This window comes from Chlorogloeopsis sp. ULAP02 (assembly GCF_038404745.2).
Taxonomy (GTDB): Bacteria; Cyanobacteriota; Cyanobacteriia; order Cyanobacteriales; family Nostocaceae; genus Chlorogloeopsis.
This window is the reverse complement of the sequence record NZ_JAYKTT020000087.1, coordinates 51,035-67,662: the sequence shown is the minus strand read 5'-3', so window position 1 is coordinate 67,662 and position 16,628 is coordinate 51,035. Positions and strand designations below refer to the sequence as shown.

The window sequence follows — 16,628 nt, the reverse complement described above, 5'->3', positions numbered from 1 at the left end:
GGGACTAGGGATTAGGGACTAGGGACTATGAATTGGATTTTGACACTAGCCCCTAGCCTCTAGCCTCTAACCCCTAGTTTAAAGTTGAGGAATTCTGTGCATTTACTAATTCCGGCCGCAGGAAGCGGACGAAGAATGGGAAGTGACCGTAATAAACTTCTTTTAGAAGTGCGATCCCGGTCAATTATTGGTTGGACACTTTTAGCGGCAGAAGCGGCACACCAAATCAGTTGGATTGGAATCATTTCTCAACCCACTGATTGGCAAGACCTTAAGATAATTATTGCTGATTTACAGTTGAGTAAACCTGTGGAATTTATTAAGGGTGGCTCTACGCGTCAAGAATCTGTCTACAATGGCTTGCGAACATTACCAGATACAGCCAAGCAAGTATTAATTCACGACGGAGCTAGATGCCTTGCCACACCTGATTTACTTAACAGATGCGCTCAAGCAATTTGCCACTGTCCTGGTTTAATAGCTGCTGTGCCTGTCAAGGACACTATTAAAGTCGTAGACGAAAATGGCATTATTCAAAGTACACCTGATCGACGCCAACTTTGGGCAGCACAAACTCCCCAAGGATTTGATGTTAAGCTACTCAAACAATGCCATATCGAGGGTGTTAATCAGGGTTGGGAAGTCACCGACGATGCTGCTTTGTTTGAAAAATGTGGTTACCAAGTGCAAGTTGTAGAAGGAGAGGAGACAAACTTAAAAGTGACTACTCCCCAAGATTTAGCGATCGCTGAATTTATCCTCAGCAGTAGGTTTGGTGAAGGTTAAAAGAGGAGGGGGAGAGGGAGAGACAAGGGGACGAGGGGACAAGGGTAGGAATAGACAACAAACCTATTAACCACTAACCATTAACCAATTACTATTGTATTTTTTGTATATTTATGCTATGAGAGTCCTTACATTTGTGATTCGTCATTTGTCTTGCTCTAGTGAAAGTTGTCTTACAGGCATTTAAAGTCATTTGTACGAGTGACCAATGACTAATAACCAATGACCAACGACTAATGAGTGCAGCAACTAAGATAGAAGCGATTCTTTATTTGAAAGGTAAACCTCTGTCGATTGGCGAAATTGCGGAGTATGCCGCTTGCGATCGCACTACCGCTGAGGAGGGGATTATTGAATTAATTGATGAGTATGCTCGTCGAGATAGTGCTTTAGAAGTTGTAGAAACGCCCAATGGTTACAGTTTACAACTGCGGTCTGATTTTCATGAGTTGGTGCAAACTCTCATACCTGTAGAATTAGGACTGGGAGCATTGCGGACTTTGGCGGCGATCGCTCTCAATGGCCCAATGCTGCAAAGCGATTTAATTAATCTACGGGGTTCTGGAGCCTATCAACACGTTCAAGAACTTGTTGAGCTTGGTTTTGTTAAAAAACGTCGAAATAGTGATTCTCGTTCTTATTCGCTACAGGTGACACCCAAATTTCATCAATATTTCCAAATCGAACAACTTCCTCAACCATTTTCAAGCAGCCAGCAACAGCGACAACTAGAACTTAAATTAGAATCAGCTACAGAATCTGAATGACAGTTGCTACTTTGGTTCTATGTTGATTCATGGCTGAGGAAATATGTCTCAACCTTATACTATGGTTTAGAGTAGAATTAGCAACTCCGCTAAACTAAATTGCCAATGGTGTTTGATCCTGATTTTTTGAATGACAACTTTGAGCAACACCCGCATCACCATCTGAGTGACAACTTTGAGGAAAACCCTAATCAGTTACTCAAATATTTGCAGCATCAGCCTCCAGAAGTTTTAGCCAGCGTCGCTCAGTCCGTCAGCCCCGAAATTAAACAAATTATTTCGCAAAATGTCCAAGGGCTGGTTGGGATGCTGCCTGCTGAAAATTTCAATGTCCAAATTACAACAGATCGCGATAATCTCGCTGGGCTACTTGCATCGGCAATGATGACAGGGTATTTTCTACGCCAAATGGAACAACGGATGCAGTTAGATCATTTGGCGAATAATCATTAACCAATAGCCAATAGCCAAAGTCATTGGTCAAAAGAGATTAGGCAGAATTATAGACTAGTACAGTCTGGCAGAAACAACTATCGAGCCAAGAAAGCCTACTTAAAGCTGCCTACTGCCTCCTGCCTCCTGCCTTCTTGTACTAATGACTATTTTTGAGGATAAGCTCCTGACTGCACCTTAAATATTTGATTTTTTCCGTCACGCTCAACTTCAATGAGGAGTATGTCTCCTACACTGCTGGATTCCACCATTTTTTGTACTTGGGCAGCAGTTTTGACTGGTTTGCCATTAAATTTATAAATTACATCTCCAGGGCGCAGTCCTGCTCGCTGTGCCGGTGATTTTTCTAGAACTCCTTTAATAGCAATACCAGTATTTTGTTTGATGTTGAGGTTGTTTTCTTGATTAATTTGTTTTTTCTTATTGGGAGACAAATCTACCATTTCAATTCCTAAAAAGGGGTGTTTAACATACCCTTTAGTGAACAGTTCTTGAGCAATGCGGGCAGCAGTTTCAATCGGGATGGCAAAACCTAGTCCCTGTGCATCAGCACGGATAGCGGTATTGACACCAATTACCTCTCCGTCAGCATTTAACAAGGGGCCGCCAGAATTCCCTGGGTTAATCGCGGCATCGGTTTGGATGAAGCTGACTCGCTTCTCTGGCACACCTACTTGAGAGCTAGTGCGATCAGTAGCGCTGATAATGCCGATAGTGACTGTATTATCTAAACCCAAGGGATTACCAATTGCGATCGCCCATTCTCCGGGTATTAAATTTTGGGAATTGCCTAATTTTACTGTAGGCAAACTCTTGGCAGGGATTTTGACAACTGCCAAATCAGTCATTGCGTCAACTCCCACCACCCTTCCTTCAAAAGTTCGACCATCTTTGAGGGTAACTTGTACTGTATCTGTGTTTGCCACCACATGGGCATTAGTAAGAATCTCTCCATTTGCACTTAAAAGAAATCCAGAGCCTGTTCCACGCTCAATCCTTTCTTGGGGAATAGGTTCTTCATTTTCTCCAAAAAATCGACGTAAAAGCGGATTTTTAAAAGCTTCAGAAATCGGATTAGCGACTTTGCGCGTTGCATTAATCCGTACGACTGCTGGCCCAGTTTTTTGAACTGCGCTAGCAATAAAATTAACTTTATCACTTCCACTAGCAGGGAGAATGCTGCCCTTAATAGAATTGGACACTACGGTATTTGAGGGTAAAGCTGTTGTTACATTTCTTAACTCCTGAAAAGCAGGCTTTTTTGCCAGGAGATAAGTACTAGCTAACAACACTGCACTACCGCCAAACACGCCACCGCTAACTACTAAGGAAAAATACACTGCCAGTTGTTTCCGAGATAACTTCATAATCATCACACTCAAGGACAGCAATGCAGTTGCTAATTTCTAAGTGTAATCAAGCCAAAGGCGAGTGGATAGATTATTTTGATATAAAGTGCGGTAGAATTTTGGATTTTTGATTTGAGATGGGAACTTTGGGATAGAGATCGTAAATCAGAAATAGGGAATAGAGAGAAATCGCCTGAGCCACAGACGTGTTGTCTGTCATTACTAGTTCCCCAAGTCCAAACATTACTCTTACTCTTTAGATATACATGAATGTTCGCGCTCACCTACTTGTTTTGTGCTGCTTGATCAGTGCCTTAGGACTGGAATTTACCCACCTTTACTCCGTCCAAGCACAAGGCAGCAAGACTTGCCCGACTCCAGCCCTAGAACGTTTCCAACGCTATAGGGCGTCTCGTGGCGATACCTTGGAGAGTATTGCCCAGCGCTACAATTTGAGTCCAGAAACTATTCTTGCCATGAACCCGGCGTTAAAAAACAGTAGGGTTGCTGTCGGTAGCGAAATTCTTATTCCCCCCCTTGATGGCATAGTTGTAGAAGTGCCGAAGGGAAACAACTGGCAACAATTAGCAGAAGTGTACAGAGTCCGTGCAGATGCACTATTTGAGTTAAATGGCTGTAAAGCTCCTTCTCGATTTGCATTTATTCCAACACCAAATAAGTCTGTCAGTCGTGCTAATACACCCGTCTCGCCTACTTCCTCCAATTCTCCTCAAGTAGCGGGTTATCCGTTACCGGAAGTTGCACAGGTAGGTTTTCCCTATGGTTGGCAAATTCATCCTAGAAATGGAAATGGTCAAGTTTTTTTTCACAGTGGGATAGATTTGTTAGCTGCCAAGGGAACAACTGTTAGTGCGATCGCGCCAGGTACAGTGGTGTTTGCGGGTGAGCAAGGAACTTATGGCAACCTGGTAATTATTAATCATGACGGTGGGTTACAAAGCCGTTACGCCCAACTTGACAGTATCAAAGCCAAAGTTGGTCAGCAAGTCAAACAAGGAGATTTGCTGGGAACTGTCGGTACAACTGGGCAGCCAACTATCAACCAACCTCATCTACATTTTGAAGTGCGTTCTAGCTCGTCATTGGGTTGGAAGGCAAAAGATCCGAAAGGATATTTGCAGCGATGAAAGAGCAAAAGTAGAGATAGAGAGTGGGGAAGGAAAGGCTTTTAACGCTATTGTTTCATTTCATATACCCAGTTTAAAAATGAGTTTGCTAGATTTAAAAATTGCTGGGTAAGGTGTGAGATAGCATATTAAAGTCAACTGGTTAGGTACGGTATATAGTTCCGTTCCAATAGCCTTTGTAGTCTATCCAGTTAGAGAATGTTGCAGCCGAATAAGCAACTGAGCCTGTGATAGCAAACCTAATCAAGCTACTAATACGATTTTGCACAACTGCTTTGAAATTAAATACCCAAGGCATTGATATTTCTCAAAAAAACGTTGGTATATATTGTGACAATATTAATCTTTCTGGTTCCAGGGAAGATTTGCTGAATAATTGGCTAGTAGTTAAAAATATTTAAGTAATTTAACAACACGAATAGCATTTATAACTAAGCATTGTTCACTCACAAATATAGCGATCGCTCTCTAAACAAAAAGCATTGAAAATGTATATCTTGCCCATCAAAGCAAACCCATTAATATCTCTTTAATTTCTTTAGTTCTTTTTTCGCTACTGAGTTACCCAAAGGCGCACTAACTATGGCAATCTGGGAAACAGAACATTTTCAAATCAGATATTTTTGCTACAGCAAATTTACCTAAAAGGTTATGCAAACTCTGCCCCCACCTTTCACATCAAATCCTGTATCTAGTCAATCGACTTTGGATACAACAATCAAACGGCGAAAAACCCGTCCTGTCAAAGTTGGAAATGTAATCATTGGCGGAGGCTACCCCGTAGTGGTGCAGTCAATGATTAACGAAGACACTCTTGATATTGATGGATCGGTAGCTGCAATTCGTCGTCTACACGAGATTGGCTGCGAAATTGTCCGCGTTACTGTACCCAGCATGGCTCATGCCAAAGCTTTAGCAGAAATTAAACAAAAATTAATAAGAACTTATCAAGATGTGCCGATTGTGGCCGATGTGCATCACAATGGCATGAAAATTGCCTTGGAAGTTGCTAAACATATAGAAAAAGTACGGATTAATCCGGGATTATATGTGTTTGAAAAACCCAACTCTAGCAGAACCGAATACACTCAAGCTGAATTTGAAGAAATCGGGGAGAAAATTCGCGAAACTCTGGAACCTTTGGTGATATCTTTGCGGGATCAAGGTAAAGCCATGCGCATTGGAGTTAATCATGGTTCCCTTGCCGAAAGGATGTTGTTCACCTACGGTGACACTCCAGAAGGAATGGTGCAATCTGCTCTAGAGTTTATTCGTATTTGTGAATCTTTAGACTTCCGCAACATAGTAATTTCTATGAAAGCCTCACGCGTACCAGTGATGGTAGCTGCCTATCGCTTGATGGCACAGCGAATGGACGAATTTGGTATGGATTATCCTCTACACTTGGGTGTCACAGAAGCTGGTGATGGTGAATATGGACGAATTAAATCCACTGCGGGTATTGCTACCTTGTTAGCTGATGGAATTGGCGATACAATTCGAGTATCTCTAACTGAGTCTCCAGAAAAAGAAATTCCCGTCTGCTACAGTATTCTGCAAGCCTTGGGATTGCGGAAAACTATGGTCGAATACGTTGCGTGTCCTTCCTGCGGGCGCACTTTATTTAACCTAGAAGAAGTGCTGCACAAAGTCCGGGAAGCTACCAAACATTTAACCGGACTGGACATAGCAGTAATGGGTTGCATTGTGAATGGCCCCGGAGAAATGGCTGATGCTGACTATGGTTATGTAGGCAAAACCCCTGGTTATATATCTCTCTATCGTGGTAGGGAAGAAATTAAAAAAGTACCTGAAGATAAAGGTGTAGAGGAGTTAATTAACCTAATCAAGGCAGACGGGCGGTGGATTGATCCTTAAAGAATTAGAGACTAGGGGTTAGGAATAGGAGGGGGAAGTGGAAGAGAAAGAGATAGGGAAGATGGGGAAGAATTTACTTTGATTACTTCCTCACCTCCCTCAACTCCTTGTCCCCGCGTCTCCCGATTTCCGTGTCTTCACAAGCGTTCCCGATCTCTAATTTTTGTATAGTCGGATACCACAATCTCCGGATCATCAAGCATTTTTTTGGAAATTACAAAATCTGCTCCGTCTCTACAGTGGTAGCCTGTGTTAGATTGAGCATACCTATACACAATTTTCGTCCCTCTGGCGCAGCTCTCATCATGGCGATTGCAAGAAAGACTATAAGTACTGGGCTTACTTTGGGTGCTACGGTTGTGACTTTATCCACAATCGCAGTTACTAGTCTTGGTATTCACTCGCGAGGACAGGCTTTATTTGAAGAAAGTCCCAAAGAATTAGTAGATGAAGTTTGGCAAATTATCAACCGCCAATACGTAGACGGCACCTTTAATCAGGTGGATTGGCAAGCTATACGTAGTGAGTATTTGAACAAGTCTTACACCAGCAAGCAGGAAGCTTATAAGTCTATCCGCGAAATGCTTAAGAAGCTAGAAGATCCATATACTCGGTTTATGGATCCACAAGAGTTCAAAAGTATGCAAGTGGATACCTCTGGTGAATTGACTGGTATTGGTATCCAAATAGGTTTGGACGAAAAAACCAAAAAGCTGACTGTAATTGCCCCAATTGATGACACACCTGCTTTTAAGGCTGGTCTTTTGGCAAAAGATATTATCGTCATGATTAACGGTAAAAGCACCGAGGGTATGGATACGAATGCAGCTGTAGCCCTAATCCGAGGTGAACCAGGAACCCAAGTCAAACTAACAATTCTGCGCAATAATCAGCAAAAAGAATTTACTATCACACGGGCAAGAATTGAAATTCATCCTGTGGAATATTCTCAAAAACAATCTCCAGCAGGTAATATTGGCTACATCCGTTTGAAGCAATTCAGCGCTAATGCGTCGAAAGAAATGCGAGACGCAATCAAAAATTTAGAAAACAAACAGGTAACTGGATATATTCTAGATTTGCGTAGTAATCCTGGTGGCTTATTGTTCTCCAGTGTAGAAATTGCCAGAATGTGGATGGATAAAGGTGGGATTGTTTCTACAATTGACCGCAGGGGTGAGACAGAAAAAGAAGTTGCGAATGGACGCGCTTTGACAAATAAACCCCTAGTTGTATTGGTAGATAAGGGTAGTGCCAGTGCTAGTGAAATTCTCTCTGGTGCTTTACAAGATAATAAGCGTGCTGTTGTTGTGGGTAGTCAAACCTTCGGTAAAGGCTTAGTGCAATCAGTGCGTCCTCTGGGCGATGGTTCGGGATTAGCAGTGACAATTGCTAAGTACCATACTCCTAGTGGTAAAGATATTAATAAGCACGGTATTAGCCCAAATATAACTGTAGACTTGAATGATAAACAACGACAAGATTTGTGGCTGAATGAGCGAGACAAACTCGGCACTCTAGCAGATCCCCAATTTGCTAAAGCTGTGGAAGTATTAAGCAAAGAAATTGCTGCTCAAGGTTCCAGGGCAGACAAGAATTAAAAATGGAGAATTTCTCATTATTTAATCTATATGGGTTGGCATTTGCCCCCTCTGATTAGTCCAATACGACGGGTGATCGCTTCCCCTTGGGAATCAAAAGGCCCCCACTTTTCTATAATCTCTGGGTTTTCATCCCCAGTGGCTTCGTTACTGGGGATAATTTCGCAATTGCCAGCAATGCGCTTGACAATATGCCAAGTTTGTAGTATTTCCATAAAGTAGGAGTAAAAAATCAATCTATAGCAATCCTAAAACACAGATCCCCAACTTTTTAGAAAAGTTGGGGATCTTTGGGTATTACAAGACGCATTTTACGAGCTATTACGGTTGCTGCAAGAGTATCGGTAGTGTACTTTTTTCGCCACCGACAACAATTACTTTAGAGTTGGAAGATTGGGCTAGTTTCTCTGTAGCTTCTATTGCTCGCAATTGCAGCACAGAGTTAGTAAGTCCACTGGAAATAATTTTTTGAGAGTCAGCAATTCCTCTGGCTTCTATGCGCTTGCGTTCTGCTTCTTGACGCTCTGTTTCTAAAACAAATTTCATTCTCTGACTTTCTTGCTCTGCTTTGAGCCTCTCTTGAATTGCAGCTTGAAGAGTATCCGGCATTTTGATATCTCTCAACAGTGCTTCTTCCACTACAAAGCCTAAGGGAAGTAACTGTTGAGTGAGTTGTTGGTCAAGTTGCTCGGCTACTTCTTGGCGTTTGGTAGAATAAACAGCGACTGCTGGGTAGTTGGCTGTAATTGCCCGCACGGTTGAGCGAAATCGAGATATCACAAGTTCTTTCTCATCCACACCAATATTTTTATACACTGCTGCTGCTTTTTGCGGATCGAGCTTATACTGAAGGCTAACATCCATATTTAAGCTCAATCCTTCTTGTGATGTAGCATTTACGTTTTCCTTGACATCCTTTAGCCGGGTGGAAAAATTGAGGACATTGGCAAAAGGGGTGACGAAATGTACACCAGGGCTGAGTGTACTATCACTAACTCGACCAAATAAGTTAATGACTCCGACATTGCCTGGTGGTACGATTACCAAGATTTTGGAAATAGAAGCGAGGATGGCGAGCGCACCAATTAATATAGTAATTCCGCGAACTGCCCAGCGAGATTTTTCACTAGATATCTTTCCTGAGTTGAGAAAGACAAGAATTGCAATCAAGCTTGTCAGCAGGGAAAATATAAAATTCATAAGTATTTCCTGTATAGTTAAGACGCAATAATTACTTAACCATTACAGTATAATTTGCTCTCTCACCCATTGCCGAAATGTCCTCAGTGTGGGGCTTCTGTGCATCCCACCTAGCTTGAGTCACCCAAGCCGCATTGGGGAGTTATGCAAGAATAAACCGCAGGAGACGCAGAGGACACGGAGTCAAGAGGATTTTAGAGGAATTTTGCGTCAGTCCTAATGATAAATTTTTGAGAGAACCAGAGGCTGTAGTTATCGTCACCAGGTTGAACCTAGTAACAAGGTAACGAGGGTTGCATATCCCAAAATCAAATTAAGGACACCCCTTGTGGGTGTCCCTACTTGCAAATTGGTGAATTCTGGATTTATCCAAAATTATTTGCTATTGCCGTTACCACCATTACCACTATTAGCGGCAAGGATGCGTTCGGCAAGTTTGTCCGGTACTTCTTGGAGATGATCAAATTCCCAATGGAAAGAACCGACGCCGAGTGTTTGCGATCGCAACTCTACGATAAAGTTTTGCATCTCTGCTTGGGGCAAGTAACCTGTGATGCTATCCCAGCCTTGCCAATCATGGATTGCTTCGTAACCCAAGATTTGTCCACGTCTACCAGTTAAAAGTTGCATCACCTTAGAAGTAAATTCACTAGGTGTTGTTACTTGCACACGGATAATTGGTTCTAGGAGAGTGGGTTGACACTGAGGCAATCCTGTTTGCATTGCCAGGCGAGCAGCTTGTTTAAATGCCTGTTCAGAACTATCAACGCTGTGGTAGGAACCATTTGTTAGCGTTACCGCCACATCGACAACAGGGAAACCCAAAGGCCCATGTGCTAAAAATTCTCGCACACCTGTTTCCACACCAGGAATGTACTGTCTGGGAACGACGCCGCCAACAATGGTTTCGTTGAAATTAAAACCTTCGCCGCGTCCTAAGGGTTTGATGTCGAGATAAACATCGCCAAACTGTCCGTGTCCGCCACTTTGGTGCTTGTAGCGCCCGTGAACCGATGAAGTTGCTTTGCGGATTGTTTCTTTGTAAGGTACTTGTGGCAAGTGAGTCGTCATCGGCAAGTTATACTTGCGACGCAGGCGATCTAGTGCCACTTGTAGGTGAATCTCGCCTTGTCCCCAGAGGATAACTTCGTGAGTGTCACCATGTTGTTCCCAAGCCAAAGATGGATCTTCTTCTAACAGCTTGGTGATGGCACTACTCAACTTCACTTCATCGTTGCGTTTTTCGGGAATAATGGCTAGGGCATAAACTGGTTCTAGTTGTTCGACTTTGGGTAATTGCACTGCTTGCGAGTTTGTCGAAAGTGTATCTCCAGTCTTGATGCCTTCCATTCGGCTTAAAGCAACAATTTCTCCAGCCCCAACTTGATTTACTTGTTGTAACTGTTGCCCCATGAGACGGTAAATACCGCCAGCACGAATGCCATTGAGGACTATGCCATCGGTTAATTTACCCTGCCAAACACGCACCAAAGATAGTTTGCCACCTTGAGGTGTGTAGTAAGTTTTTAATACCTGGGCTAAAGTGCTATTGTCTTTGATTTTACTTAAACGACGTTCTGCTGTTGTTTCTGGTTCGGGGGCTTCTCGTAATAAGGCTTCTAGTAAAGGTCTAACGCCATAATCTTGTTCGGCAACACCAAAGAATACTGGTACTACCAAATCTGCCCCTAATTCCATTTTTAAATCTTTAAGGATTTCCTCTTGGGGCGGTTCGATGTCTTCTAAAAGTTCTTCTAGTAAGTGATCGTCAAAGTTGGCTAGAGCTTCGAGCATTTCTGCCCTAGCGGTGTGTTCTTCTTCTTTAAGTTCTTCGGGAAACGGTACAGGATCAGCAGGTGCGCCTGAATGATAATGATAGGCCTGCTCAGTGACTAAATCGATAAAGCCAATTAGCTGCTCCCCTCCCATGATTGGGTATTGGTGCGCTACTAAAGGACGGCTAGAAACAGCTTTGAGGGCATGTAGTGTTTCTAGGACATGGATGTTTGCCCGATCCATTTTGTTGACAAAGACGAGGTGGGGAATTTCCCAATCGTCGAGGAATTTAAATAGGGGGGCAAGGGTGAGGACGCGATCGTTGATGGGTTCGCAAACAACAATTGCCGCATCGACTCCTATCAGGGCGTTGTAAGTTTCTTGAGCAAATTCTACACTTCCGGGACAGTCAATAAAGGTGAAGCGAGTGCCGTTATACTCGGTGCTAGCAGCGCTAACTTCCACACTCATTTGGCGATCGCGTGCTTCTTGAGCACTATCTCCTACGGTGTTAGCATCTTTGACACTGCCCTTGCGGGAAATAGCTCCTGTTACAAATAACAAACTTTCTAGTAAAGTCGTTTTCCCACTTAAATATGGGCCGACAATTGCAACATTTCGCGAACCCGAATTTACTTTTTCGTTCATAAAACCTCCCTTGCGGTTAGCCACATCTAGCCGCGTTATCCTTAATTGATGCAGGGATCAAAACGGTTATTTAACGAATTATCCCGTCTTTAATTTGACATTAACTCGCCTTTAACCAAGCCGCAAAAAATCGTATATTGTTGTAAGATTAAACTCGATAAAATTAAATTTTTACAAATTTTTATAGAAGAGATTTAAGTTTAATGAATAGATTTTAACTAAACTCAAATATTTGTAAATAAATTGTAATCTAAACTGTTGCGAAACAATAAATCTATGCAAGCATCACTATCAAGAAACAAGGCAGAAGGCAGAGAGAAGTTTGTAGACGCCGGAGGCGTCTTCCCGTAAGGGTGCGGAGGAAACCTCCGTTCAAAGCTTCGGAGAGGCAGAAAGAAAGAGGATTTGACTCATGCGTAGCGAGTTGTGATTGGCAACACTGGGGTTGCTCTTAAGGAAAAGATAGAAGGAAAATAAACAAGTGTTGTTTGCATTCATTACAGTTCAGTTTGACTATTCAAATTAAGATGCTCGATTAAAAATATCGTATTTTTGAACTGTTAAGTTTGATATTAGTAAGTAGCCCTTGCTGAACTGCGTACATCAGAACGGATGAAAAAAACTTTCTTTACCTACCTACGGAAGCCACTACGCGTCTACTGCCTTCTGCCCTCTGCCCTCTGCTTTCTGCCTTATTTTCAAATCAGCAGTCTTTTCTATTCATCTTCATCTTTCGCTTCTTCCCCTGCTCCACATCGCCCGTTGTTGGCCCAGAATAATTCTAAAAACGCTGTAGACTATTTAAACCAAGGATTGCAGTCTGTTCAAAGTGGGAAAGTAGAAGATGCGATCGCGGCTTTCTCAAAAGCAGCCCAGTTAGATCCCACTCTTGCCCCAGCTCACTATAATTTGGGATTAGCACTGCGACAATCAGGACAATTACAACCAGCCGCAGATGCATTTTATCGAGCTACTCAAGCCGATCCTAAGTTTGCTCTTGCCTACGCGAATTTAGGAGGAGCACTGTTAGAAGGAAGAAATCTCCAGCAAGCAAATGATTACTTGCAAAGAGCTTTAGAAATCGATCCCCAACTTGGAGTTGCTCATTACAACTTGGGTTTGGTAAGACAAGAGCAAAGAGATTGGGAAAAAGCGATCGCATCCTTTAAAAAAGCAATTGAATATAGCAAAAATGCACCTGAGCCAGCCTATCATCTGGGAATGTGTTACCTTCAGCAAGGCAAAATTAATCAAGCTAAAGATGCCTTTCAAAAAGCAGTAAAAATTAATCCCAAATATCCAGAAGCTCATTACAGTCTTGGCTCAGTTTTATATAACCAAGGTAAATTGCAAGATGCATTAGAAGCCTTCAGAAAATCAGCTCAAGCAAATTCTAGTTATCCCAACGCCTATTATGGTGCAGGGTTAGTTTTTATACAATTAAGACAATATGCAGACGCAACAAAAGTTTTACAGTCTGCTAGAGATTTATACAAAACTCAGAATCATCTTGAATGGGTAAGCAAAACTGAGCAATTATTACAACAGATACAAAATATGAATAACCAGCCTCGCTGAGGCACAATATTTCAGAATCAATCAAAATAGAAGGTGTTGGGTAAACTCGCTGGTGTGTTCAGAAATTGTCCCAGTACCAATGGAAAATTCATGAGAAAGCGTTCTAAAAGCCAATTTTTGTTATGCGATCGCTGGCTGAACCGACATTGGCTTGTCCGCAACATGGAGGCTTTCCAAGATTTAATCGTGATTGTCCTCTGTTTTAGTTTATTTGCTCTTATGTTTATGCAGTTGTGGGGAATATTTATTGCCCTTACACAACAATTTGACTATAAACTTGTGACTGCCAAAATCCTGTTCATCTTGATTTTGGTTGAGCTTTTTCGATTGTTAATGGTTTACTTACAGGAACACAGCATTGCTGTAGGCGTAGCCGTTGAGATAACAATTGTATCCGTGCTCCGAGAGGTGGTTGTTCACGGAGCATTAGAAATTTCTTGGATTAAGGCTGCATCAATTTGCGGCTTATTATTTATTTTGGGTGCGTTATTAATTGTATGTGCTAAAACACCACATATGGATTGCATGAGCGCGAACACCAAATTTTGCCCGATTGTCTATCTTGAAGAAAACCAAAAGCAAAAAGATTTTGAATTGGAGCATTCTCGTCAGTCTGAAGAGTTTGGTTGAATACCTGAAGATAGACAAAATATTACCTTCACGCTACAAATTAGCGCATCAAGACTCAGCATGATTTTTTCATGCCTACACTTTAGTTGTATTCTTGCATACGCTTTTCGACAGATGAATGCCTGTTTGAGGAAAGGTAGAAGAGAAGTAGAAAACTTAAAAGAGGGTAGAATCTATGACTCAAACTGCGGATAAACAGTCTCAAAATCCTATTAGCAACCTAGAGTATGACTTTCTCACCGTGTTGCAAAATAAAGGCGAAGCAATTAAAGCTTACGATAACTATATCCAAGATGCGCAGGAAGCTGGCTCTCAGCCTTGTGTAGAGTTGTTCCAAAAATTGCGTCAGTCTGATATTGAGCAAGCACAGGAAATTCGCCACCATCTTCAAGAAGTAATGCAGAAAGGTAAGATGTAACTTTGCGAATCATCACTAGTTAGTGTAAGCCTGGGATTAAGATTCCAGGCTTAATGTGTTATATGTTACTGATAATAATATTGGGTTAAGTACTGATCAAGAATTAAAGCTCTCCTCTATATTTATATATAAGAATATACCTAGATGTTTAAAAATAAAAGTTAACTACAGTTAGTATAAACTAACACTTTAAATTTCATCTTTTAAACTTAGTTAGAGCTTAAAATTCTTAGTCTTATGAAGAACTGTTAAGCAAAATAATAACATTTGCTAAATTTATTTGATTTATAGTTGAGAGTTATCACATATTAAATACAGTGATTAGCTCTTGCCAATTTTGCTGAAGCACAACTCCTAAAACAAAACAGCTTATATAGGAGCTTGCTTTCCAGTCATAAGACATTAGTTAAGGCATTAGCAGTGAATCAAAAAATTTAACTTGTCTTAATGGTGTTAGTTGTCATAATTACGACAGTGAACACTGTAAAAAGTGTCCAGCATTGATGTCACTTAAGTATTAAATAATAAGTTTAATTATTGCTTATGGAAGCCTTCTTTTGTTTGTCACCACGCTATCGCCTTGATGATGAACTACCTTGGCTAGAAGGAATAGATCCTAATCGTCAGTATTGGATTACGGTAAATGGAGACAAAAATCTAACAGTATCGCTTCCTGGGTTAACGGTTTCTTCCAAAAATGAATTGAAGCAAATTATCCAGCAATTTCGCTCGTTACAGCCAGGAGAGCAAATGACCTTGGCTAGAATTAATAAAACTTGCATAATTCGCTGTATTGCTTCTAATTGCTACGCTATAGAATCTGAAATTAATAATGCCCCTGTCTGGCATTTGTTCGATCAAGAAACTCTAAACAGTCTTTTAATGACTGCGCATCCTGATTGGCAGTGTGCTCCTAAAGACATTGAGTTAGGACGGAGATTACTAATGCAATCCTTTCAGCAAGTGGCAGCTAGTAAGAGTTAAGAATTGTTAGTGGTTAGTGGCTAGTGGCTAATAATTATTGGTTAGTGGTTAGTAGTTAATTCATTTAACTACTAATTTATTTTTTATCGCCGTAAATTTAGTAACTCGCGTGGAGAGGCTAGAAGTTTAATTTTGATGTAAAGAATTTGCTTTTGTTGGTTGAGGATAAACTGCCATAAAACGTTGACACCACACCAAGAAGTTTGCGCTTTGCCTGTTACTTGAATTTGTATCTGTCCATTTTCCCCATTTTCCAGAGTTTCGACTATTCCTTGGCGGGGATAAGCTTTAATATCTTGTGCTTCTTGCTTGAGGTAAGTAGCGATCACATCTTGTCCAATAATTCCAGATTCAAAAGGTGGATGCATAGTACCATCTTCTGCAAATAAAGCAGCAGTTGCATCAAATTCCCCTGCATTTAAGGATTGAAAATATTGCAGTACGGTTGGTTCGTTAATCCCCTCAATCGTGAAATCTCCTAAATCATCTACAGATTTTGACGATTGCGATGAAAGCATAATATAACTCCAGAATATTATATTTACATCAACTTACAGGTAACAGTCGATTTAAAGCTTGCTGCTGAAGATGTATTTTTTGTTGGTTGGTAGGGGAGGGTTTTGCTGATAATCTTGCCGTTCAAACTGAGAATTTGTCTTCTAAACCCGCCCGTACAGTGGTTAGTGGGTACAGACGCGATTAATCCCGTCTGTACAATAAGTGGTTAGTAGTTCTCCCCATTTCCTCTGCCCCTCCGCTCCTCTGCGTGAGATAAAAAATGCTCCTTATATTCTTTCCAGGAAATAGGAAAATATAAAGAGCAATTTGTGTTGGAAATAAGGGGAGTTTTACAAACTGATTAGTCAGCTAGTGGATCAACACCCATATCGGTAACAACCTTACGAAGAACGGTTATTTGTTGACCGAAATCTAGTTGCTTGAGTGTTTCCAATACCTGTACACCATCACGAGAGAGTTGATAGTTTGGTGGCATGGGTACAACAAAACCCTTAACCATCAGCTCGGATAATTCATACCAGAAAGCCAACTTGGTGTTAGCACTCAAAACACCATAGGAACGGGAAAACTGTGTATTTTTCTTGGCAGCCAAGTCGCGCATTACTTGTAACTGCTCTGCATGAGACATTTGCTTAATTTGATTTAATAAACCTTCGGCTAACTGTAAACGGGCAGCACCTGTGGCAGCGGGTGTAATCGAACGTCCCATTTCGGTGTAGGCATACCAAAGTACAGCCAGTTGATCGTCTACGCTCAAGCTGGTAAATACAGCTATAGTGGCTGCAACAGCGTCACTTTGGGTGCTGAAAGCACTAGAGAAAAAACTTTGAGTTGAATCAGCGGCGAATGTCATAATTTTGTCTCCACAGTCGATCTAGTTCAGTACGCTGGGA

At 41.5% G+C, this 16,628-nt stretch carries 17 protein-coding genes; 10 read left to right on the top strand and 7 right to left on the bottom strand.

The window, feature by feature from the left end; genetic code table 11:
- Window positions 1–96 precede the first annotated feature (96 nt).
- The 3 genes from ispD (at window position 97) to U2718_RS31835 (ending at window position 2,006) form a co-directional block, all read left to right on the top strand.
- A complete protein-coding gene (gene ispD / locus U2718_RS31845; RefSeq protein ID WP_341993955.1) occupies window positions 97–786 on the top strand; it encodes a 2-C-methyl-D-erythritol 4-phosphate cytidylyltransferase in 690 nt (229 codons plus the stop codon).
- A 236-nt stretch (window positions 787–1,022) separates the two neighbouring features.
- Window positions 1,023–1,553, top strand: a complete 531-nt coding sequence (gene scpB, locus U2718_RS31840; RefSeq protein WP_341993956.1) for an SMC-Scp complex subunit ScpB — start codon at window positions 1,023–1,025, stop codon at window positions 1,551–1,553.
- 105 nt (window positions 1,554–1,658) lie between these two features.
- Window positions 1,659–2,006 (top strand): DUF760 domain-containing protein, encoded by a 348-nt coding sequence (locus U2718_RS31835; RefSeq protein WP_289789834.1) that lies wholly within the window; start codon window positions 1,659–1,661, stop codon window positions 2,004–2,006.
- Between the two features lie 146 nt (window positions 2,007–2,152).
- Here the strand turns inward: U2718_RS31835 and U2718_RS31830 are convergent, their stop codons facing one another.
- The gene (locus tag U2718_RS31830; protein ID WP_341993957.1) at window positions 2,153–3,373 is read right to left on the bottom strand and encodes an HhoA/HhoB/HtrA family serine endopeptidase; all 1,221 of its coding nucleotides are present in this window, start codon (window positions 3,371–3,373) and stop codon (window positions 2,153–2,155) included.
- A gap of 248 nt (window positions 3,374–3,621) precedes the next feature.
- Between U2718_RS31830 and U2718_RS31825 the strand changes: the two genes are divergently transcribed.
- Window positions 3,622–4,503 carry a M23 family metallopeptidase gene (locus U2718_RS31825; RefSeq protein WP_341993958.1) on the top strand — a complete coding sequence of 294 codons (882 nt, stop codon included), beginning with the start codon at window positions 3,622–3,624 and terminating at the stop codon, window positions 4,501–4,503.
- A gap of 142 nt (window positions 4,504–4,645) precedes the next feature.
- Here the strand turns inward: U2718_RS31825 and U2718_RS31820 are convergent, their stop codons facing one another.
- Window positions 4,646–4,801 carry a hypothetical protein gene (locus U2718_RS31820; protein WP_341993959.1) on the bottom strand — a complete coding sequence of 52 codons (156 nt, stop codon included), beginning with the start codon at window positions 4,799–4,801 and terminating at the stop codon, window positions 4,646–4,648.
- A gap of 353 nt (window positions 4,802–5,154) precedes the next feature.
- Between U2718_RS31820 and ispG the strand changes: the two genes are divergently transcribed.
- Window positions 5,155–6,381, top strand: a complete 1,227-nt coding sequence (ispG, locus tag U2718_RS31815) for a (E)-4-hydroxy-3-methylbut-2-enyl-diphosphate synthase (protein WP_341993960.1) — start codon at window positions 5,155–5,157, stop codon at window positions 6,379–6,381.
- A 305-nt stretch (window positions 6,382–6,686) separates the two neighbouring features.
- The gene (ctpC, locus tag U2718_RS31810; protein ID WP_341993961.1) at window positions 6,687–7,982 is read left to right on the top strand and encodes a carboxyl-terminal processing protease CtpC; all 1,296 of its coding nucleotides are present in this window, start codon (window positions 6,687–6,689) and stop codon (window positions 7,980–7,982) included.
- A 26-nt stretch (window positions 7,983–8,008) separates the two neighbouring features.
- Here ctpC and U2718_RS31805 read toward each other — a convergent pair whose 3' ends face one another.
- The 3 genes from U2718_RS31805 to U2718_RS31795 all read right to left on the bottom strand — a co-directional run bounded on the left by U2718_RS31805 (window position 8,009) and on the right by U2718_RS31795 (window position 11,606).
- Window positions 8,009–8,197, bottom strand: coding sequence for a DDE transposase family protein (locus U2718_RS31805; RefSeq protein ID WP_341993962.1), 189 nt, complete (start codon window positions 8,195–8,197; stop codon window positions 8,009–8,011).
- 106 nt (window positions 8,198–8,303) lie between these two features.
- On the bottom strand, window positions 8,304–9,182 hold the full coding sequence (locus U2718_RS31800) for a prohibitin family protein (RefSeq protein WP_341993963.1): 879 nt from the start codon (window positions 9,180–9,182) through the stop codon (window positions 8,304–8,306).
- A gap of 375 nt (window positions 9,183–9,557) precedes the next feature.
- Complete coding sequence (locus U2718_RS31795) at window positions 9,558–11,606, bottom strand: elongation factor G (protein WP_341993964.1); 2,049 nt, start codon at window positions 11,604–11,606, stop codon at window positions 9,558–9,560.
- Between the two features lie 612 nt (window positions 11,607–12,218).
- On the opposite strand from U2718_RS31795, the gene U2718_RS31790 reads away from it, so the two are divergent.
- The 4 genes from U2718_RS31790 to U2718_RS31775 all read left to right on the top strand — a co-directional run bounded on the left by U2718_RS31790 (window position 12,219) and on the right by U2718_RS31775 (window position 15,216).
- Window positions 12,219–13,184 (top strand): tetratricopeptide repeat protein, encoded by a 966-nt coding sequence (locus U2718_RS31790; protein ID WP_341993965.1) that lies wholly within the window; start codon window positions 12,219–12,221, stop codon window positions 13,182–13,184.
- Between the two features lie 90 nt (window positions 13,185–13,274).
- Entirely contained in the window at window positions 13,275–13,814 is a 540-nt protein-coding gene (locus tag U2718_RS31785) for a phosphate-starvation-inducible PsiE family protein (RefSeq protein ID WP_341993966.1), read from the top strand.
- Between the two features lie 175 nt (window positions 13,815–13,989).
- Entirely contained in the window at window positions 13,990–14,232 is a 243-nt protein-coding gene (locus U2718_RS31780; RefSeq protein WP_341993967.1) for a hypothetical protein, read from the top strand.
- Between the two features lie 543 nt (window positions 14,233–14,775).
- Window positions 14,776–15,216 (top strand): hypothetical protein, encoded by a 441-nt coding sequence (locus U2718_RS31775; RefSeq protein ID WP_341993968.1) that lies wholly within the window; start codon window positions 14,776–14,778, stop codon window positions 15,214–15,216.
- 83 nt (window positions 15,217–15,299) lie between these two features.
- On the opposite strand, the gene U2718_RS31770 is transcribed toward U2718_RS31775, so the two are convergent.
- Both U2718_RS31770 and U2718_RS31765 read right to left on the bottom strand, forming a co-directional pair.
- The gene (locus tag U2718_RS31770) at window positions 15,300–15,734 is read right to left on the bottom strand and encodes a nuclear transport factor 2 family protein (RefSeq protein ID WP_341993969.1); all 435 of its coding nucleotides are present in this window, start codon (window positions 15,732–15,734) and stop codon (window positions 15,300–15,302) included.
- A gap of 341 nt (window positions 15,735–16,075) precedes the next feature.
- Entirely contained in the window at window positions 16,076–16,588 is a 513-nt protein-coding gene (locus U2718_RS31765; protein ID WP_341993970.1) for an orange carotenoid protein N-terminal domain-containing protein, read from the bottom strand.
- Window positions 16,589–16,628: the final 40 nt, after the last annotated feature.

Coding starts and splice junctions, on each gene's coding strand:
- scpB (WP_341993956.1), top strand. CDS start 1,023: ATGAGTGCAGCAACTAAGATAGAAGCGATTCTTTATTTGAAAGGTAAA.
- U2718_RS31835 (WP_289789834.1), top strand. CDS start 1,659: ATGGTGTTTGATCCTGATTTTTTGAATGACAACTTTGAGCAACACCCG.
- U2718_RS31830 (WP_341993957.1), bottom strand. CDS start 3,373: ATGAAGTTATCTCGGAAACAACTGGCAGTGTATTTTTCCTTAGTAGTT.
- U2718_RS31825 (WP_341993958.1), top strand. CDS start 3,622: ATGAATGTTCGCGCTCACCTACTTGTTTTGTGCTGCTTGATCAGTGCC.
- U2718_RS31820 (WP_341993959.1), bottom strand. CDS start 4,801: ATGCCTTGGGTATTTAATTTCAAAGCAGTTGTGCAAAATCGTATTAGT.
- ispG (WP_341993960.1), top strand. CDS start 5,155: ATGCAAACTCTGCCCCCACCTTTCACATCAAATCCTGTATCTAGTCAA.
- ctpC (WP_341993961.1), top strand. CDS start 6,687: ATGGCGATTGCAAGAAAGACTATAAGTACTGGGCTTACTTTGGGTGCT.
- U2718_RS31805 (WP_341993962.1), bottom strand. CDS start 8,197: ATGGAAATACTACAAACTTGGCATATTGTCAAGCGCATTGCTGGCAAT.
- U2718_RS31800 (WP_341993963.1), bottom strand. CDS start 9,182: ATGAATTTTATATTTTCCCTGCTGACAAGCTTGATTGCAATTCTTGTC.
- U2718_RS31795 (WP_341993964.1), bottom strand. CDS start 11,606: ATGAACGAAAAAGTAAATTCGGGTTCGCGAAATGTTGCAATTGTCGGC.
- U2718_RS31790 (WP_341993965.1), top strand. CDS start 12,219: ATGAAAAAAACTTTCTTTACCTACCTACGGAAGCCACTACGCGTCTAC.
- U2718_RS31785 (WP_341993966.1), top strand. CDS start 13,275: ATGAGAAAGCGTTCTAAAAGCCAATTTTTGTTATGCGATCGCTGGCTG.
- U2718_RS31780 (WP_341993967.1), top strand. CDS start 13,990: ATGACTCAAACTGCGGATAAACAGTCTCAAAATCCTATTAGCAACCTA.
- U2718_RS31775 (WP_341993968.1), top strand. CDS start 14,776: ATGGAAGCCTTCTTTTGTTTGTCACCACGCTATCGCCTTGATGATGAA.
- U2718_RS31770 (WP_341993969.1), bottom strand. CDS start 15,734: ATGCTTTCATCGCAATCGTCAAAATCTGTAGATGATTTAGGAGATTTC.
- U2718_RS31765 (WP_341993970.1), bottom strand. CDS start 16,588: ATGACATTCGCCGCTGATTCAACTCAAAGTTTTTTCTCTAGTGCTTTC.